Source organism: Vibrio sp. A1-1 (assembly GCF_021728175.1).
Lineage (GTDB): Bacteria > Pseudomonadota > Gammaproteobacteria > Enterobacterales > Vibrionaceae > Vibrio > Vibrio diabolicus.
Genome location: NZ_JAKKCL010000001.1, coordinates 366,642 through 382,628 on the forward strand (window position 1 = coordinate 366,642; position 15,987 = coordinate 382,628).

The window sequence follows — 15,987 nt, forward strand, 5'->3', positions numbered from 1 at the left end:
AGTTGATACTTTACCCTTTTTCGTCCGCTTCTGGTACAGAATATGGCTCTTCATTTGGAGATTCGTTAACCGAAACCACCAAAGGAGACTTGTGGTTAGTCATCTTAGCGATTAGACCACCCACACGCTGACGCATTTCACGACGGTCAACGATCATATCAATCGCACCGTGATCAAGCAGGAACTCACTACGCTGGAAACCTTCAGGAAGATCTTCACGTACTGTTTGCTCGATAACACGACGACCAGCAAAGCCAATCAGCGCCTTAGGTTCACCGATGTTGATATCACCCAACATAGCCAAACTTGCTGATACACCACCCATTGTAGGGTCAGTTAGAACCGAAATAAACGGCAGACCTTTTTCTGATAGACGCTCAAGCGCAGCACTGGTTTTTGCCATTTGCATAAGAGACATCAATGCCTCTTGCATACGAGCGCCACCACTTGCTGAGAAACAAACAAGTGCGCAATTGTTTTCAATTGCTGCATCCACCGCTTTTACGAAGCGAGCACCAACAACTGAACCCATTGAACCGCCCATAAAGGAGAATTCAAACGCACACGCCACAAGGGGTAGACCAAGCAGTTCACCTTGCATCACAACTAGCGCATCTTTCTCTCCGCTATTTTTTTGTGCTGCAGAGATACGCTCTTTGTATCGCTTAGAATCTTTAAATTTCAGTTTATCCTGTGGCTCAAGTTCGGTACCTAATTCAACTCGATTGCCTTCATCTAAAAACGTTTCCAAACGACGACGCGCTTTCATGCGCATGTGATGGTTACACTTTGGACAAACTTCTAGGTTACGCTCTAGTTCAGCATGGTATAAAACCTGTTCACAAGAGGTACATTTAGTCCACACACCTTCTGGGATAGAAGCTTTGCGTGAACTTACTAGGTTGCTTTTCTCTAAAATCTTTTCAAGCCAACTCATGGAAGACCTTTTCTCTCAACTCTTCCGCTTCATTGCGAAAGATATAAATTCGACATAATACCGACGGATTAAACCATATCTTGCAGCTACTGTAGATAAAAAACTGGTTGTACCTATTTTTGATATCATAAATAGCGTATGTTTTCCGCTCACATTCAATGTAAACACTACCGATATTTTGAAATAAGTTTGTAAAATTAGTTCAAATTATCTGGCAAAAACAGTGGACCGATCGGCACTTCAGGTAACCCAAATTCTTCTGGATAGTCTACATCTACCAGGTACAGACCTTCCGCTTTCGCTGTCGCACCCGCTAGTTTGCGATCTTTAGCCTCTAGCAACCATTTGATCCATTCAGGACTCTCTTCACCACGTCCAACCTTTATCAAGCTACCCGTGATGTTACGAACCATATGATGCACGAACGCATTGGCTTTAATATCAATAACCACATAGTTCCCATGGCGCGTAACGTTCAGATGCATCAAGTTTCGAAATGGGCTACGAGACTGACAATGCGCCGCACGAAACGACGTAAAATCATTTTCACCAAGCAGATACTGCCCTGCCTCATGCATTTTTTTCTCGTCGAGCTCACCATGATAGTGGCTCACACCAGAGTTTAAGATGCCAGGTCGTAAAGCATGATTGAAAATAATGTAACGATAACGGCGCGCTGTCGCTGAGAATCGTGCATGGAAATCATCTGGGACTTCCTTAGCCCAACGAACCGCTATATCACTCGGCATGTTCGCGTTTGCGCCCATAGTCCAAGCTACCATTTTTCGAGTAACGTTGGTATCAAAGTGCACAACTTGTCCTGTGCCATGCACGCCAGCGTCTGTCCGACCAGCACACTGCACTTCAACTGGGTGATTAGCAACAACGGACAATGCTTTCTCTAGCTCTTCTTGGACACTTTTCACTTCTCTTTGACGCTGCCAACCAAAGTAGTTTGTACCGTTGTACTCGATACCTAATGCGATTCTCATCTTAACCTTCGAACTCTAAAATGGGGCGGGAAGTATATACTCAAGTCACCTCAAGTTGCCAGTTTCAACAAGGATGACGTAAAGGTAGCATCATACTAGCGGGACACAAAAAGGGTAGCTAACGCTACCCTTTTCAATTTATCGGCCATTAATGGCATCAATCAGGCTCTTTGCTTCGCGGCGAATATCATCTTCACCGTAAACAATCGCCTCTTCTAGTAGTTTTATCGCCCCTTGAGAATCGTTCATCTCGAGATAGATTTTAGCAAGGTCCAGTTTTCCAGCAGCTTCAGCGTTGCTATCTACGTCAACATCGCCGATCTCACCGATAACATCTGGAAACTCGTTCAATCCGACATCAAGCTTCAGATCTTCCTCTTCGAACTCACCACCTTCTTTATCGACCTGAGCCATCAATTCATCAATCGTCATAAATTGATTTTTCTTTGGGTCGAAGTCATCCAAGTCGCTTTGCTCTGCCCAGTTTTCTTGCGCGATCTCTGGCTGACTTAGTGCGTCACTCGAATTCCAAACATCACGCTGGTCTTCAGGCACATCTTCCGCAGAACTTACGCTATCGGCAGCTGGTTTAAAGCCATCCCAATCATCTCCAACATCAAGCATGGTTTCAAAATCCATACCTGCGCTTGCGATGGTGTCACTGTCTAACTGACCTTCAAATACCTCTGAACTTGCGTCTTCAGCAAGAAGGTTAGCCATTGAAGATTCATCATCTAAGTCACTTAGCGGCTCACCCTCTGTCGCCGTTGGCTGCACTTCTGGTTCAGTATCAAAACCGTTTTGCTGCGCAAAGACTTCAAACAAAGCATCATGATCGTTATCGGCTTGAATAGCTGGTCTCGATGTCTCTGCTTCAACGTTAGGGCTCTCTGGCGCACCCTCGTTCATTGATGCGAGAACATCTTCCTCATTGAACTCAGGAAGATCTTGGTCGTCAAAACTTAGCTCTTCATCCTCACCGGAGATTGGTTCTATATCTGCGGTTTCAGAACTCGGTAATTCTGGCTCTTCTTCCATAGACGCCAATGCGTCTTCTTCACTGAATTCTGGCAGTTCGAGTTCATCAAAATCGAACTCTTCTTCTGCTTCAGTCGCCGACTCAGCTTCAGAGCGCTCAGGCTCGATAGATTCTGGTTCATCTAACGTAGGTTCGCCTGCCATGGACGCCAATGCATCCTCTTCACTAAACTCTGGCAGATCGAGTTCATCAAAATTAAATTCATCTTCTGCTTCAGTGGCCGAATCAGCTTCAGAGCGCTCAGGCTCGATAGACTCTGATTCATCTAACGCAGGTTCGTCCGCCATGGACGCCAGTGCGTCTTCTTCACTGAACTCTGGCAGTTCGAGTTCATCGAAATCGAACTCTTCTTCTGCTTCAGTAGCCGACTCAGCTTCAGAGCGCTCAGGCTCGATAGACTCTGGGTCATCAAACGCAGGTTCGCCCGCCATAGACGCCAATGCGTCCTCTTCGCTAAACTCTGGTAGATCGAGTTCATCAAAATCGAACTCTTCTTCTGCATTGGTTGCCGACCCAGTTTCTGATGCTAGTTCTGAACTTTCTGGCTCACTTTTGTTACCCGAGTTTTGTTCTTGTTCTGGTTGAGTTTCACTTTCTAGTTCAGGCTCATCCAGTAGCCAATCCTCTTCTTGTGGAACACCAAATTCATTTTCTACTGTATTTGGTGTCGGAGTGAACGCCGGAGCGTCTTCTTCTGTCTCAACTTGAGGCGGCACTTTAGCATCAGGCTCTACTGATGCATCTTGCGTTGACTTAGAATTGGCATCCTCTTCTTGTTGTGGCGAAGATTCCTCTATCTCAGCTTGCGGCTCTTCAACTTGTTGTTGCGCTAAATCATCTTCAGTATCAAATAGCGCATCCAGTTCAGCAGAAAAGTCCGCTTTTTCTTGCTCTGTAGGCTGAAGCTCTTCACTGTCTGACTCAAACAAGTCGTCTAGCTCGCTCATTAAAGGATCGTTCTCTGGTGAGAGGTCCTCTAAATCACCCAGAAACTCATCGCTGCTAAATGGCTCTGAAGCAGTTTTTGGCTCGGTTAATGGTTGCTCTGGCGCTGTTTGTTGCGGGTCTGGTTGACTGTCACTTAATAAAGCATCGATGTCCAAACCAGACTCAATTTCCGGCTCTTCATGGGTTGGCTCTGACTCAGCTATTGAAGATGGCTTTTCTTCGCCGTCTGGTTCGCCAAAACCAAGTGAAGCGAGTAACTCTTCCTCTTCCGATTTATTCTGTGCAGGGCTTTCGTCCTCTCGAATCAGATCATCAAACGGGTCTAACTCTGTCTCAGTTCCTGTCTCTTCATCCAGTTCGGATGTGACGTCATCAATGAGTTCATCCAGTAAATCTGTGCTATCTGCATCTAACTCTTCAATCGAGTCATCACCTTCAAAACCAGAGAGTGCTTCTAGCTCATTCAGTGGGTCAAACTCGTCGTCTGTTTCATCTTCGTCAAAATCGATCAGTTCATCGAGTAAGTCCGTACTGTTTTCATCTAGAACGGCGTCTTCGCTGACGTCACCTTCAACTTCTGTCGACTCAGTAACAGGCTGCTCGTATTGAGCTAATAGCTTATCGATATCGTCATCAGATGCCTCTCCTGCGCTGAAATCATCATCCGATACGGGCTGTTTTAGTTCAGGTTCATCGGTATCTAGGTCGAAGTCGTCATTGCCAAGTTCCGCAAACAAGTCATCAAGCATATCCTGATCGACAGTGTCACTTGGTAACTCTTCTGACGGCTCATCTGCTGCAAGTAGTTCCGCAAATGCGTCGTCTGAAAGCGAGTCTGCTTTCTCGTTCGTATCATCTGAAAGATCGAAGCCAGCCTCATCGTCATCGAGCACTTCTAGTTCTGGAGCAACCTCATCTAAGGCTCGCTCCATCTCTTCTAAACCAAGCGCTTTTTCTTCGCCGTTAACTTGGATACCATTGTTCGATGACTCAAACTCATCCAGACCAACATCTAGGTCGCCGTCATCACCGATACCCGCAAATGGGTCATCGTCCCCTTCTAGGTTGAAATCCAGTTCTTCATCGTCAAGGTTGGCAAAGACGTCTTCTTCTAAATCTGGCTTCTCTTCTTGTGTAGCCTGAGTATTAATATCTTCATCTGCGAACAACTCATCATCAAGTGTGAGTTCTTCATCCAGCTCGTCCGTCGCCGCTAAACCAATTGGCGCAGCTAATGGATCGGTTTCCTGCGGCGATTGCTCAGCAGGCTCTTCCTCTTTGTTTTTAGAACGGCGACCAAGCAACATCACAACCAACAGTGCCAGCAATGCACCTGGAATAAGCGCCGCTAAGCCGACAAGCCAACCATTAGACAAAATCTTGTCAATCGTACTTGGCTGCATGCGTTGTTGCTCAGCAAGGCGCTGGCGCTCTTCAGCAAGCAGTTTCTCGACTTCCGAGCGAATGCGTTCTTCGTCATTCAGCTCATTTTTCAAGGTTTCAACTTCGCTTTGCACTTCTGACAACATTAAGCGAAGACGATGGTTCTTCTCTTCCAATGACTCTAATTCACTTTGTGAGCCTTGAAGTTTGTCTTTTAACGCACTGACCTGCTTTTCACCCTGCGGAGAGGTGTTCACAGGTGGCGCAGGAATAACTGGTATTGTTTTTTGAACCGGTTTTGGTTCCGCAGCTACAGTGGTTTCTGGTTTAGGAGCAACAGGCTTGGGTTCTACTTTTATTTGTGGCTTTGGTTGCTCGGCGACGCGTTGCGCTGGCGTGGCTCTATTTGTCGGCTTCGGCTGTTTTAACTTAGCCTCGTGCGCCTTCATGATCGCAACAGCTTGTTCTGTAGTCGCGCTTTGCACTTGCTCTAGAGACGGTACTCGTAGTCGACTCCCTGGGATCAACTCATGAATGTTTTGGTTCTCAAACGCTTGAGGGTTAATTCGATAAATGGCAAGAAGCGTTTGTTGAACGGTAACACCGCGTGAAGGTCTTAATTCTGAAGCGATCGACCATAGTGTTTGATTTTCACCAGTCGGACCAAAGAAACGTGACGGCTGAGTATTTGCAGGAGGAGCAGGTAATGCTCGCTCAATATCTTCAGCATAGCTCGGAGATGATTGCACTTCACCAGACGGTCCAACAAGACGAATTCCTTCGGCTTGAACCACTGATGATGTCTGAGTCGCGCTCATCAACACAAGGGCTGCTAACAAACGCTTATAATTTTGACGCATAGAAGGCTCAGTTTTGTGCTAAATACAATTTGAAATGGTGATCGGTTAAATATATCGGATATCACATGCAAAACTATAGCGTTGAGAATAAAAAATGTGTGGCTCTCGCCATATTCGTACTAATCTCACACTATTTTGTTCCGTTCGTACAAAAAAGCCTCGCACAGTGCGAGGCTTTGAAATGAACTGGTAAGTGACTTAGTAGTAATCGCGGATCAGAACTTCAGCGATTTGTACCGCGTTAGTTGCTGCGCCTTTACGCACGTTATCCGCCACAACCCACAAGTTTACACCACTGTGGTGGCTGATATCGTTGCGGATTCGACCAACCATAACATGATCTTTACCGCCCGCATCACGCACTTGTGTCGGGAAGTCATCACCGTGGAAGACTTCAATGCCTTCTGTTTGCTCAAGCAAGTTAACAACTTCTTGTGCATCGATTGGAGAGCGAGTCTCAATGTGAAGCGCTTCAGCATGACCATAGAATACCGGCACACGCACACACGTTGGGTTTACTGTGATTGATGGATCGTTAAAGATCTTCTGTGTTTCCCACACCATTTTCATTTCTTCTTTGGTGTAGCCATTTTCCATCATCTGATCGATTTGCGGAATACAGTTAAACGCAATCTGTTGAGAGAATTGCTTCTTATCCGCTGGCAGACCGTTTAGAAGCTTAGCCGTTTGACCTGCTAGTTCGTCAATGCCCGCTTTACCCGCACCAGATACGGATTGGTATGTAGATACGTTAATACGCTCAATACCCACTGCATCGTGAATTGGTTTTAGTGCCACCAGCATTTGAATGGTCGAACAGTTTGGGTTCGCAATAATGTTACGGTTACGAAACTCTGCAATCGCTTCTGGGTTTACTTCTGGCACAACGAGAGGAATGTCGTACTCGTAACGGAAGTGTGAAGTGTTGTCGATAACGATAACACCTTCATCTGCCGCGATTGGCGCCCATTTTTCAGATAGCTCACCACCAGCAGAGAACAACGCAATATGAGCTTGAGACCAATCAAACTCTTCAACGTTCTGTACACGAACCGTTTTGCCATTAAAGCGATAAGTCTTGCCTTCGCTACGCTCACTTGCCAATAAGTGAATGTCACCCACTGGGAATTTACGTTCTTGAAGCACTTCTAAAATTGTTTCACCGACCGCACCGGTCGCACCTAAAATGGCAACATTATATTGCTGGCTCATTGACTTACCTCAATCTGAAAACCTAGTTCTGCTAATGGAGCAAGGTTACATGTTTTGTTACCCACTAGCCTGACAGCGCTGTATTCACGGCGATCCCAGTAGTTTTTACGCATCAGGTCAAAAGCACCTGGCTTACTGATCTCACGACGGAAAAGAGCGTCATCTCTACGCACATCATAGATTAACTGCGTGATGTTATGCAGTGTTGCTTCATCCCAAGCTCTGTCTAATACCATAGTAGGAACAGGCGCGGTTGGCAGTAAATCGCTGGCATGCGCACGTAATTCGTTATTTAAGAACTCACAGTAGCTGTTGAAAATCATCGTCGTACCGCGAGCTTTCCCTTCCAAGCCATAGCCTGCAACGTGAGGGGTTGCGAATGCTAGCAGAGGCAGAAGCTCCATATCAACCTCTGGTTCAAATTCAAATACGTCAAGCGCTGCGGTAAAACCGTCGTTTTTCAAAAGACGTTGCTTCAATGCCTCGTTATCAACGATTGGACCTCGCGCGGCGTTAATCAAAATCTGATCACTACGAAGCGAGTTTAAAACCGTTTCATCAATTAAATGATGAGTTGGATATGGGCCATCTTTGGTGATTGGCGTATGTAGTGTAATGATGTCTGAGCTTTCAATCAGTTCTGTCAACGGAGTAAAGCTACGAGGATCACCAGCCTCTTGTTTGAATGGGTCATTGATGAGAACTTTAATCCCCATGCCTTTCAAACATTTCTCTAGGTAGCTACCTACTTGGCCTGCACCAATAATACCTACCGTCTTGTCAAATACCGAGAAGCCTTGTTGCTGAGCGAGCACCATCATTACGCTGAACGCATACTCCGCCACACCCACTTTGTTACAACCCGGCGCAGCGGTGAAGAATATACCTTTCTCTTTTAAAAGCGCTTGGTCGACATGATCCATACCTGCTGTTGCGGTACCAACAAACTTTAGCTTGTTTGCTTTGCTGATTAGATCGGCATTCACTTTGGTTACCGAGCGAATCATTAGGGCATCAACATCCACTAAATCATCAGCCGTCAGTGTACGACCTGGTTTTAGAGTCACTTCACCGAGTTGGCTGAATAGCTCTTCAGCGTACGGCATATTTTCATCAACAATAATTTTCATAGCGCCAGCGTTTTAACATCCATTTGTATGAGTTCGTTTATTCGCAAGATGCGAAACTAAAACGATTGTGCCCTTTTCCCGAAAAATCTCAAGAAATAACCCTAATAAACCTCAAGGAGATTGGCTCCAAAGAAATCGTTTAACGGGAAGCAACGTAAAAAGCAGAAATTGAGAAAAGAAAAAGCCCGGCTAAATAGCCGGGCAAAGTTCCAGAACAAAAGGATCCTATCCCGCTCTCCATGGGATAGAGTCTGCGTCTGTTCGATCAGTGTGACTGATCAAGCTCTGGAAACTGGATTGTTGACGCTGTTCTCACTCACGTGGCGCGCCAACAAATTCAGTTAACCTTGGTACTTTTTAATAACCAAAGTTGCGTTTGTGCCGCCAAAGCCAAAGCTGTTTGACATTACGGTTGTTAACTCTGCATCACGTGCTTCTGTCACGATGTCTAGACCTTGAGCTGCTTCGTCCAAGTTTTCAATATTGATGCTTGGAGCAATGAAGTTTTTGTCTAGCATAAGTGTTGAGTAAATCGCTTCGTGCACACCAGCGGCGCCTAGTGCGTGACCAGTCATTGCTTTTGTTGCAGAGATTGCTGGGCTGTTCTCACCAAACAATTGTTGGATCGCACCAAGCTCTTTCACGTCACCAACTGGTGTCGACGTGCCGTGCGTGTTGATGTAATCCACACCGTCAACGTCTTGCATCGCCATCTTCATACAACGGATCGCGCCTTCACCTGATGGTGCTACCATGTCGTAGCCATCTGAAGTCGCACCGTAACCTACGATCTCACCGTAGATTTTCGCGCCACGTGCTAGAGCGTGCTCAAGCTCTTCGATAACCAGCATGCCGCCACCGCCAGAGATAACGAAACCATCACGGTCCGCATCATACGTACGAGATGCTTTGTCTGGAGTGTCGTTGTATTTCGTTGACAGCGCACCCATAGCGTCAAACATCATGGTTTGAGACCAATCAAGCTCTTCACCGCCACCAGCAAAAACAATGTCTTGTTTACCAAGTTGAATAAGCTCCATCGCGTGACCGATACAGTGTGCAGAAGTAGCACATGCAGAGCTCATTGAGTAGTTCACACCACGAATCTTAAATGGCGTAGCAAGACAAGCGGAAACCGTAGAAGACATAGTACGAGGAACCATGTAAGGGCCAACTCGTTTTACGCCTTTTGCGCGCATCGTGTCTGTCGCTACCGTTTGGTTATATGCAGAAGCACCGCCAGAACCCGCAACGATACCGGTACGATCGTTTGAAACCTGATCCTCTGTAAGACCAGCGTCTGCGATTGCCTGCTCCATTGATAGGTATGCATAAGCAGCCGCATCACCCATAAAGCGCATCTGCTTACGGTCGATGTGTTCCGCCGGGTTGATTTTTAGGTCACCCCATACTTGCGAACGAAGACCGTGTTCTTTGAACTGCTCAGATGCAGTGATGCCAGATTTGCCCGCTTTAAGAGACGCTAGAACTTCTTCGACGTTGTTACCGATACTTGAAACAATACCCATACCGGTGATTACGACTCGTTTCATTATGACATTCCTATAATTCAAAAATCCGCTAGATGATAACTAAGATAGTCAACAAAAGTGGTCAGCTTTCCCATAAATTCGTACAATCGCCCCATTCTTACCGCGCCAAATCACAAATTTGCACCATTATGACTTCAATAAAAAACGCAGAACTTGGTTGGAACGAAGCTGGTACTCCGGTTTCAGACCAATTTGATGATGTTTACTTCTCTAACGTAAACGGTCTTGAAGAGACACGCTACGTTTTCTTAAAACAAAATCATCTCCCAGAAAGATGGCAGGAATTTGACCAAAGACGTTTTGTCATTGGTGAAACAGGATTTGGCACGGGATTAAACTTCTTAGCAGTATGCCAGTGGTTTAGTGAGTTTCGTCGTCAGCATCCAGACGCAGCATTGAAAGAGCTGCATTTTATTAGCTTTGAAAAATACCCGCTAAGCCAAGCGGATTTAAAGAAGGCGCATGAAGCTTGGCCTGAGTTAGCTGAGTACGCGGAAAAGTTACAAAAGCACTACCCTACCGCCGTGCCGGAATGTCATCGCATTATTTTAGAAGACGGCGCAATCACACTCGACCTTTGGTTTGGTGACATCAAAGACTGCATGCCGCAAGTGCCTTATGGCGAACAAGGACTGATTGACGCTTGGTTCTTAGATGGATTCGCGCCAAGCAAAAACCCAGAGATGTGGAACCAAAATCTGTTCAACAACATGGCTAAGTTAGCCAAGCAAGACTGTACAGTTGCCACTTTTACCGCAGCGGGCTTTGTGCGTCGAGGATTGAACGAAGCAGGCTTTGCAATGAAAAAAGTCAAAGGCTTTGGCACCAAGCGTGAAATGATCGCAGGTTCGATGGAACAACGCGAAAAACAGTCGAACTATCTTCCGTGGTTCAATCGCACGGCGTCCAGCAATCTTGATTCGATTGCCATAATCGGAGGCGGTATTGCCAGCGCGGCGTTAGCGAAAACGTTGGTTCGTCGTGGCCAAAACGTCACGCTTTACTGTAAAGACACTCAACCAGCCGAAGGAGCGTCGGGTAATCGTCAAGGGGCCGTGTATCCATTGTTGAACGGTCCTCATACTGGTGTGTCGCGTGTGTTTGCGCCTGCATTTTTGTTTGCAAGACAATTTATTGAACAAGCTGCGGAGTCGGTTACATTCGATCACGATTGGTGTGGTGTAACTCAGCTAATGTGGGATGAAAAATCTGCTGATAAGCTGGAAAAGACGCTTGCGGGTAATTTTCCTTCTGAATTGATTCAAAAACTGTCCGCCGAGGAAACTGCGAATACTATCGGATTACCTATCGATATGTCGTCTGTGCACTACCCAATGGGAGGGTGGTTGTGCCCTGCCGAGCTAACTCGTGGGTTAATCAAACAGTTAGAACAGACATCGTTACTCTCAACGAAGTTTGAACATCACGTTGAAGCATTAAATTGGGATGAAGAGCATCAGCTTTGGACACTAACGGTCAATGGTCAAACATTTGAGCACTCAACCGTTGTGATTGCGAATGGCCATGAGTTCCAGACATTGAGCCAAACCGCTTCCCTGCCGATGGGACAGGTGAAAGGGCAAGTCAGTCATGCTCCGGCAACCGAAACGCTGAGTCAATTGAAAACGGTATTGTGTTACGACGGCTACATGACGCCTGTTAACCCAAACAATCAGCACCTGTGCATAGGCGCTAGCTACGATCGCAGTCACCTAGACTACGAATTTGATGAAAACGCTCAGAAGGATAACGCAGAAAAGTTAGTTAAGTGCGTACCGAACCAAGAATGGCCAAAAGAGGTAGATATCAGGGGCAATCGATCTCGCCAAGGTATTCGCTGCGTGAGCCGAGATCACTTACCATTTGTCGGAAATGTGGGTGACTTTGAGACGATAAAAACGCAATACGCCAACTTACAAAATCAAAAAGCAGAAGAGGTAGAAACCGTTCATCAGTTCACTAACTTATTCTGCTTCTTAGGTTTAGGATCTCGTGGGCTGAGCTCTGCACCATTGTTAGCTGAAGTGTTGGCCTCGCAAATCTGTGGAGACCCGCTGCCATTACCTGTTGATGTATTGACCGAACTTCATCCAAGTCGGATGTGGGTTCGTAAACTAAGAAAAGGCAAAGCCATTACTGAGCTGTAAGAGTATTCTCTCGTTTACATTCCCGACGCAGGTATGTGTCGGGAATCGCTAACTCATTAAGTCACTCGTGTTGAAATTACTTCAGCTGTGCAATTGCCTGTTTCACTTGCTCTGCTACTTCCGGATTTACCGCCTCACCAGACTCCACATCAAAGTTCTCGTAGAAGCTCGGCACAGATAGCGATGCTTTCACATCTGCTCCGAAAAATTGCGCGGAACCTGTTGCCGCCGCAAGAACGCTCTGTGCGCCACCCGGGCCAGGAGAAGTTGCTAAGTAAACGACCGGCTTGTTTTGAAATACGTTGCGCTCAATGCGCGTCGCCCAATCAAACAGGTTTTTATACGCTGCTGGGTATGAGCCGTTATGCTCTGCGAAGGAAACAACAATAGCGTCAGCCTCAGCCAAATCACGTAAAAATGCGACAGCACCTTCAGCTTGACCAATTTCTTTCTCTTTGTCTTCGCTAAACATCGGTACTTGATAATTGTTTAAGTCTAAAACGTTCACTTGAGCGTCTTCGACTTGGTTTGCTGCGTAAGTAGCAAGTAGTTTATTGATTGAGGTAGAGCTGGTAGAAGCACCAAATGCGACAATTTTCATGGTTGTAATCCTTTGTTCACGTTTTATGCTAACCAGAATAAAAGTTGAACAGTTTCGCTACAACCACAAAAATTTTATGGAGAGGTTCGAATTTTTCGAAGTAGTAAATGACTTGGACTAATAAACGGAGAACGACGTTCGGAGATTAAGCCTGAGCCTGCAGTTCTTGCCACAAGTCACTGACGATCGCGCGATCAGCTGGGCTTAATTCGGTACGAGCGTCTTCCAAACTGCTCTCAATGCGTGACTTCAGTTCAGTAATATCGCTAATGCCTTCTTCTTCACAAGATGCCGCAGACAAAGAGATGTGACCACGTAGATAACCACCAGCAAACAATTCATCGTCAGATGCTGTTTCAATTCGAGCATCAATCAGTTCCAGTAGTTTTTCTTCAAATTCAATAATCATGGTGTATCTCTGAGGTTATTTGAGGTTATTTAACGCAAAAGTCTGACGCTTCCAGCGGCTTGGTTTGGTAAAACGCACGCAGAGCATCCGAAAGCATTCTCACTCGCAAAGGCAAGCCAGCTTCCAAAATACCCAACACTTCTTTATGCACTTTCTGCATAAAGCCGAGCCTATCTGGTTCAAAATCGCCGTGTAGATTGTCACAACTCACCGTAAAAGGGAAGCCAGCACTTTGTGCCAGAATCCATTCATAAGCTTGCGGACGCACTTCAACTTTCTCAAACTCCGCTTGAACTTCTGCCGTGCGCCCATCGGGTTCATACCAATAGCCAAAATCTTCCAGCAAACGACGCTCTGGCCCTGCCACACACCAATGCGAGATTTCGTGTAATGCGGAGGCATAAAAACCCCGAGCAAAAATAATCCGATGATGAGGATGTTCATCATCAGCAGGAAGATAAATAGGCTCATCACCACCTAACTCCAATTTCGTATTAAATTGGTCTAAAAAGGTGTCATTAAAAATAGTGATAAGGTCTTGGTATTTGTGGGTCATCGTCGAGTTTGTACTTCAGTTTGACATGCGCTGAGTATTGTCGCTGTTTTTATCTATAAGGTAAAGATGCTCCCACAGTTTTGGTTATTAGTTGAATTTATCTGAACATCGCTTTCTCCATATAATTTCTCATTCGTCAGCGTACTCATTTGCTACTACACTCTCGCCTTATTTTGATGCTGCTCAAACTGCTGTTTTTTAAGCGGTTTGATTACAGGCATGTTGCTGGTTTTAATCACTTTTTAAGAATGATAAAACCTTTTGTAAGTGTTGTTGCTGCGCCTACGATGATTCACGTAGAACGTAGTGACTTTTTACGTTGAGTGTCTCCCTATGTTGCTAAGTGTGTTGTATATCATTGGTATCACGGCTGAAGCCATGACAGGTGCGTTGAGTGCTGGTAGAAGAAAAATGGACTGGTTTGGTGTTATGTTGGTGGCCAGTGCAACGGCCATTGGTGGTGGCACCGTACGTGACATTTTACTGGGACACTACCCTCTTGGTTGGGTAAAAAACCCAGAGTTCCTAGCAATCACGTGTGTTGCGGGTGTACTTACCACAGGCTTAGCGAAATGGGTGATTAAGCTAAAAGGTCTATTCATCCGCCTTGATGCATTAGGTCTAATCGTGTTCAGCATCATCGGAACTAAGATTGCGATGGGCATGGGCTTACACCCTGGGATCTGTATGGTTTCAGCGCTAGTAACGGGTGTATTCGGTGGGCTACTCCGCGACTTAATCTGTCGCCAAACACCGTTGGTGCTGCATGAAGAACTTTACGCTTCTGTCGCTCTTATCGCATCAGGAATGTACTTAGCGCTATTAGAATTTAATGTTCCCGATGTAACAGCCACTATCATTACACTGATCACCGGTTATATGCTGCGTATGGCCGCGGTACGTTTTAAGTGGCGTCTCCCTTCTTTCAATTTGGAAACGGAAGGCTCACTCCATTAATTTAAATCTAAACGCGTAATGAAAACACATTAAAAAGGCTGCTCATTGAGCAGCCTTTTGTCTCTCTATCAAGCTTATTTTTAAGCTTAAATCTTCGGTGTTTCAGTTGTTACGCCATGGTTTTGACCACGATGACGCAACAAATGATCCATTACCACAATCGCTAGCATCGCTTCAGCTATTGGTACGGCACGAATACCCACACAAGGATCATGACGGCCTTTGGTGATCAACTGAGTTGGCTCACCTTCTTTTGTGATGGTCTCACCCGGAACTGTGATGCTTGATGTTGGCTTAAGCGCAATGTTAGCCACAATGTCTTGACCAGTTGAGATACCGCCAAGAATACCGCCCGCGTGATTACTGCCAAAACCTTCAGGAGCAAGCGTATCACGGTGTTGACTGCCTTTTTGGTTTACCACATCAAAGCCATCACCGATTTCCACGCCTTTCACCGCATTAATGCTCATTAGCGCGTGCGCAATGTCGGCATCCAGACGGTCAAATACAGGTTCACCAAGACCAACAGGCACGTTAGTTGCCACAACCTGAATTTTCGCGCCAATTGAGTCGCCTTCTTTTTTCAGGTCACGGATAAGTTGGTCAAACGCTTCTACCTTGTCCACATCTGGGCAAAAGAACGCGTTGTTTTCGATTTCGTTCCAATCTACCTTGTCGATAGAGACATCACCCATTTGTGACAAGTACGCGCGAATCTCAACACCAAACTCATCTTTCAAGTATTTCTTCGCGATTGCACCCGCCGCCACACGCATTGCGGTTTCACGAGCAGACGAACGGCCGCCACCTCGATAGTCACGGATGCCATACTTTTGGTGGTAAGTATAATCAGCATGACCCGGACGGAATTTATCTTTGATGTCCGAGTAATCTTTTGAGCGCTGATCGGTGTTTTCAATTAGCAAACCGATCGATGTGCCTGTGGTTTTGCCTTCAAAAACACCAGAAAGAATTTTAACTTCATCCGGTTCACGACGTTGTGTGGTGTAACGTGATGTGCCTGGACGACGGCGGTCGAGATCGATTTGCAGATCTGCTTCTGTAATTTCTAACCCCGGAGGACATCCGTCTACGATACATCCCAGTGCGATACCGTGACTTTCCCCGAATGTCGTCACTCGGAAATGTTGTCCGATACTGTTTCCTGCCATTACTTCCTCAAGTTTTTATCGCTACGCCCTCTCAAACCAGAGCGCAACTGCTTTCCAATTCTTCGTGGATTCATAGTGGCTTTATTACGTT

12 protein-coding genes are annotated in these 15,987 nt (G+C 46.0%); 2 read left to right on the forward strand and 10 right to left on the reverse strand.

The genetic code is table 11. The features are described from left to right. Window positions 1-10 precede the first annotated feature (10 nt). The 6 genes from accD to fabB form a co-directional block, all read right to left on the reverse strand. Window positions 11-937: an acetyl-CoA carboxylase, carboxyltransferase subunit beta gene (gene accD, locus L3V30_RS01725; protein WP_005397203.1), complete on the reverse strand. Its 927-nt coding sequence runs from the start codon at window positions 935-937 to the stop codon at window positions 11-13. Window positions 938-1,134: 197 nt separating this feature from the next. Then, window positions 1,135-1,929: a tRNA pseudouridine(38-40) synthase TruA gene (gene truA, locus L3V30_RS01730; RefSeq protein WP_047010110.1), complete on the reverse strand. Its 795-nt coding sequence runs from the start codon at window positions 1,927-1,929 to the stop codon at window positions 1,135-1,137. A gap of 138 nt (window positions 1,930-2,067) precedes the next feature. Beyond that, on the reverse strand, window positions 2,068-6,159 hold the full coding sequence (locus L3V30_RS01735; RefSeq protein ID WP_237308180.1) for a FimV/HubP family polar landmark protein: 4,092 nt from the start codon (window positions 6,157-6,159) through the stop codon (window positions 2,068-2,070). A 198-nt stretch (window positions 6,160-6,357) separates the two neighbouring features. Further along, a complete protein-coding gene (locus L3V30_RS01740; RefSeq protein ID WP_006741728.1) occupies window positions 6,358-7,371 on the reverse strand; it encodes an aspartate-semialdehyde dehydrogenase in 1,014 nt (337 codons plus the stop codon). Then, on the reverse strand, window positions 7,368-8,501 hold the full coding sequence (locus L3V30_RS01745) for a 4-phosphoerythronate dehydrogenase (protein ID WP_237308182.1): 1,134 nt from the start codon (window positions 8,499-8,501) through the stop codon (window positions 7,368-7,370). The genes L3V30_RS01740 and L3V30_RS01745 overlap by 4 nt, the downstream gene beginning before the upstream one ends. A gap of 341 nt (window positions 8,502-8,842) precedes the next feature. Then, the gene (gene fabB, locus L3V30_RS01750) at window positions 8,843-10,054 is read right to left on the reverse strand and encodes a beta-ketoacyl-ACP synthase I (RefSeq protein ID WP_006741726.1); all 1,212 of its coding nucleotides are present in this window, start codon (window positions 10,052-10,054) and stop codon (window positions 8,843-8,845) included. A gap of 128 nt (window positions 10,055-10,182) precedes the next feature. Here fabB and mnmC point away from each other — a divergent pair, with 128 nt between their 5' ends. Further along, window positions 10,183-12,201: a bifunctional tRNA (5-methylaminomethyl-2-thiouridine)(34)-methyltransferase MnmD/FAD-dependent 5-carboxymethylaminomethyl-2-thiouridine(34) oxidoreductase MnmC gene (gene mnmC / locus L3V30_RS01755; RefSeq protein WP_237308183.1), complete on the forward strand. Its 2,019-nt coding sequence runs from the start codon at window positions 10,183-10,185 to the stop codon at window positions 12,199-12,201. Window positions 12,202-12,277: 76 nt separating this feature from the next. Here mnmC and L3V30_RS01760 read toward each other — a convergent pair whose 3' ends face one another. The 3 genes from L3V30_RS01760 to L3V30_RS01770 form a co-directional block, all read right to left on the reverse strand. Next, window positions 12,278-12,802, reverse strand: coding sequence for an NADPH-dependent FMN reductase (locus L3V30_RS01760; protein WP_053808780.1), 525 nt, complete (start codon window positions 12,800-12,802; stop codon window positions 12,278-12,280). Window positions 12,803-12,947: 145 nt separating this feature from the next. Further along, window positions 12,948-13,211 (reverse strand): YfcL family protein, encoded by a 264-nt coding sequence (locus tag L3V30_RS01765; RefSeq protein ID WP_005397926.1) that lies wholly within the window; start codon window positions 13,209-13,211, stop codon window positions 12,948-12,950. A gap of 25 nt (window positions 13,212-13,236) precedes the next feature. After that, window positions 13,237-13,767, reverse strand: coding sequence for an elongation factor P hydroxylase (locus L3V30_RS01770; RefSeq protein ID WP_237308185.1), 531 nt, complete (start codon window positions 13,765-13,767; stop codon window positions 13,237-13,239). Between the two features lie 333 nt (window positions 13,768-14,100). Between L3V30_RS01770 and L3V30_RS01775 the strand changes: the two genes are divergently transcribed. Then, window positions 14,101-14,724 (forward strand): trimeric intracellular cation channel family protein, encoded by a 624-nt coding sequence (locus tag L3V30_RS01775; RefSeq protein ID WP_074191661.1) that lies wholly within the window; start codon window positions 14,101-14,103, stop codon window positions 14,722-14,724. A gap of 86 nt (window positions 14,725-14,810) precedes the next feature. Here L3V30_RS01775 and aroC read toward each other — a convergent pair whose 3' ends face one another. Beyond that, window positions 14,811-15,896: a chorismate synthase gene (gene aroC, locus L3V30_RS01780; RefSeq protein WP_005397911.1), complete on the reverse strand. Its 1,086-nt coding sequence runs from the start codon at window positions 15,894-15,896 to the stop codon at window positions 14,811-14,813. Window positions 15,897-15,987 lie beyond the last annotated feature (91 nt).

What these genes read in the sequence shown, in the direction of transcription:
- accD (WP_005397203.1), bottom strand. Translation starts at nt 937, where the DNA reads ATGAGTTGGCTTGAAAAGATTTTAGAGAAAAGCAACCTAGTAAGTTCA.
- truA (WP_047010110.1), bottom strand. Translation starts at nt 1,929, where the DNA reads ATGAGAATCGCATTAGGTATCGAGTACAACGGTACAAACTACTTTGGT.
- L3V30_RS01735 (WP_237308180.1), bottom strand. Translation starts at nt 6,159, where the DNA reads ATGCGTCAAAATTATAAGCGTTTGTTAGCAGCCCTTGTGTTGATGAGC.
- L3V30_RS01740 (WP_006741728.1), bottom strand. Translation starts at nt 7,371, where the DNA reads ATGAGCCAGCAATATAATGTTGCCATTTTAGGTGCGACCGGTGCGGTC.
- L3V30_RS01745 (WP_237308182.1), bottom strand. Translation starts at nt 8,501, where the DNA reads ATGAAAATTATTGTTGATGAAAATATGCCGTACGCTGAAGAGCTATTC.
- fabB (WP_006741726.1), bottom strand. Translation starts at nt 10,054, where the DNA reads ATGAAACGAGTCGTAATCACCGGTATGGGTATTGTTTCAAGTATCGGT.
- mnmC (WP_237308183.1), top strand. Translation starts at nt 10,183, where the DNA reads ATGACTTCAATAAAAAACGCAGAACTTGGTTGGAACGAAGCTGGTACT.
- L3V30_RS01760 (WP_053808780.1), bottom strand. Translation starts at nt 12,802, where the DNA reads ATGAAAATTGTCGCATTTGGTGCTTCTACCAGCTCTACCTCAATCAAT.
- L3V30_RS01765 (WP_005397926.1), bottom strand. Translation starts at nt 13,211, where the DNA reads ATGATTATTGAATTTGAAGAAAAACTACTGGAACTGATTGATGCTCGA.
- L3V30_RS01770 (WP_237308185.1), bottom strand. Translation starts at nt 13,767, where the DNA reads ATGACCCACAAATACCAAGACCTTATCACTATTTTTAATGACACCTTT.
- L3V30_RS01775 (WP_074191661.1), top strand. Translation starts at nt 14,101, where the DNA reads ATGTTGCTAAGTGTGTTGTATATCATTGGTATCACGGCTGAAGCCATG.
- aroC (WP_005397911.1), bottom strand. Translation starts at nt 15,896, where the DNA reads ATGGCAGGAAACAGTATCGGACAACATTTCCGAGTGACGACATTCGGG.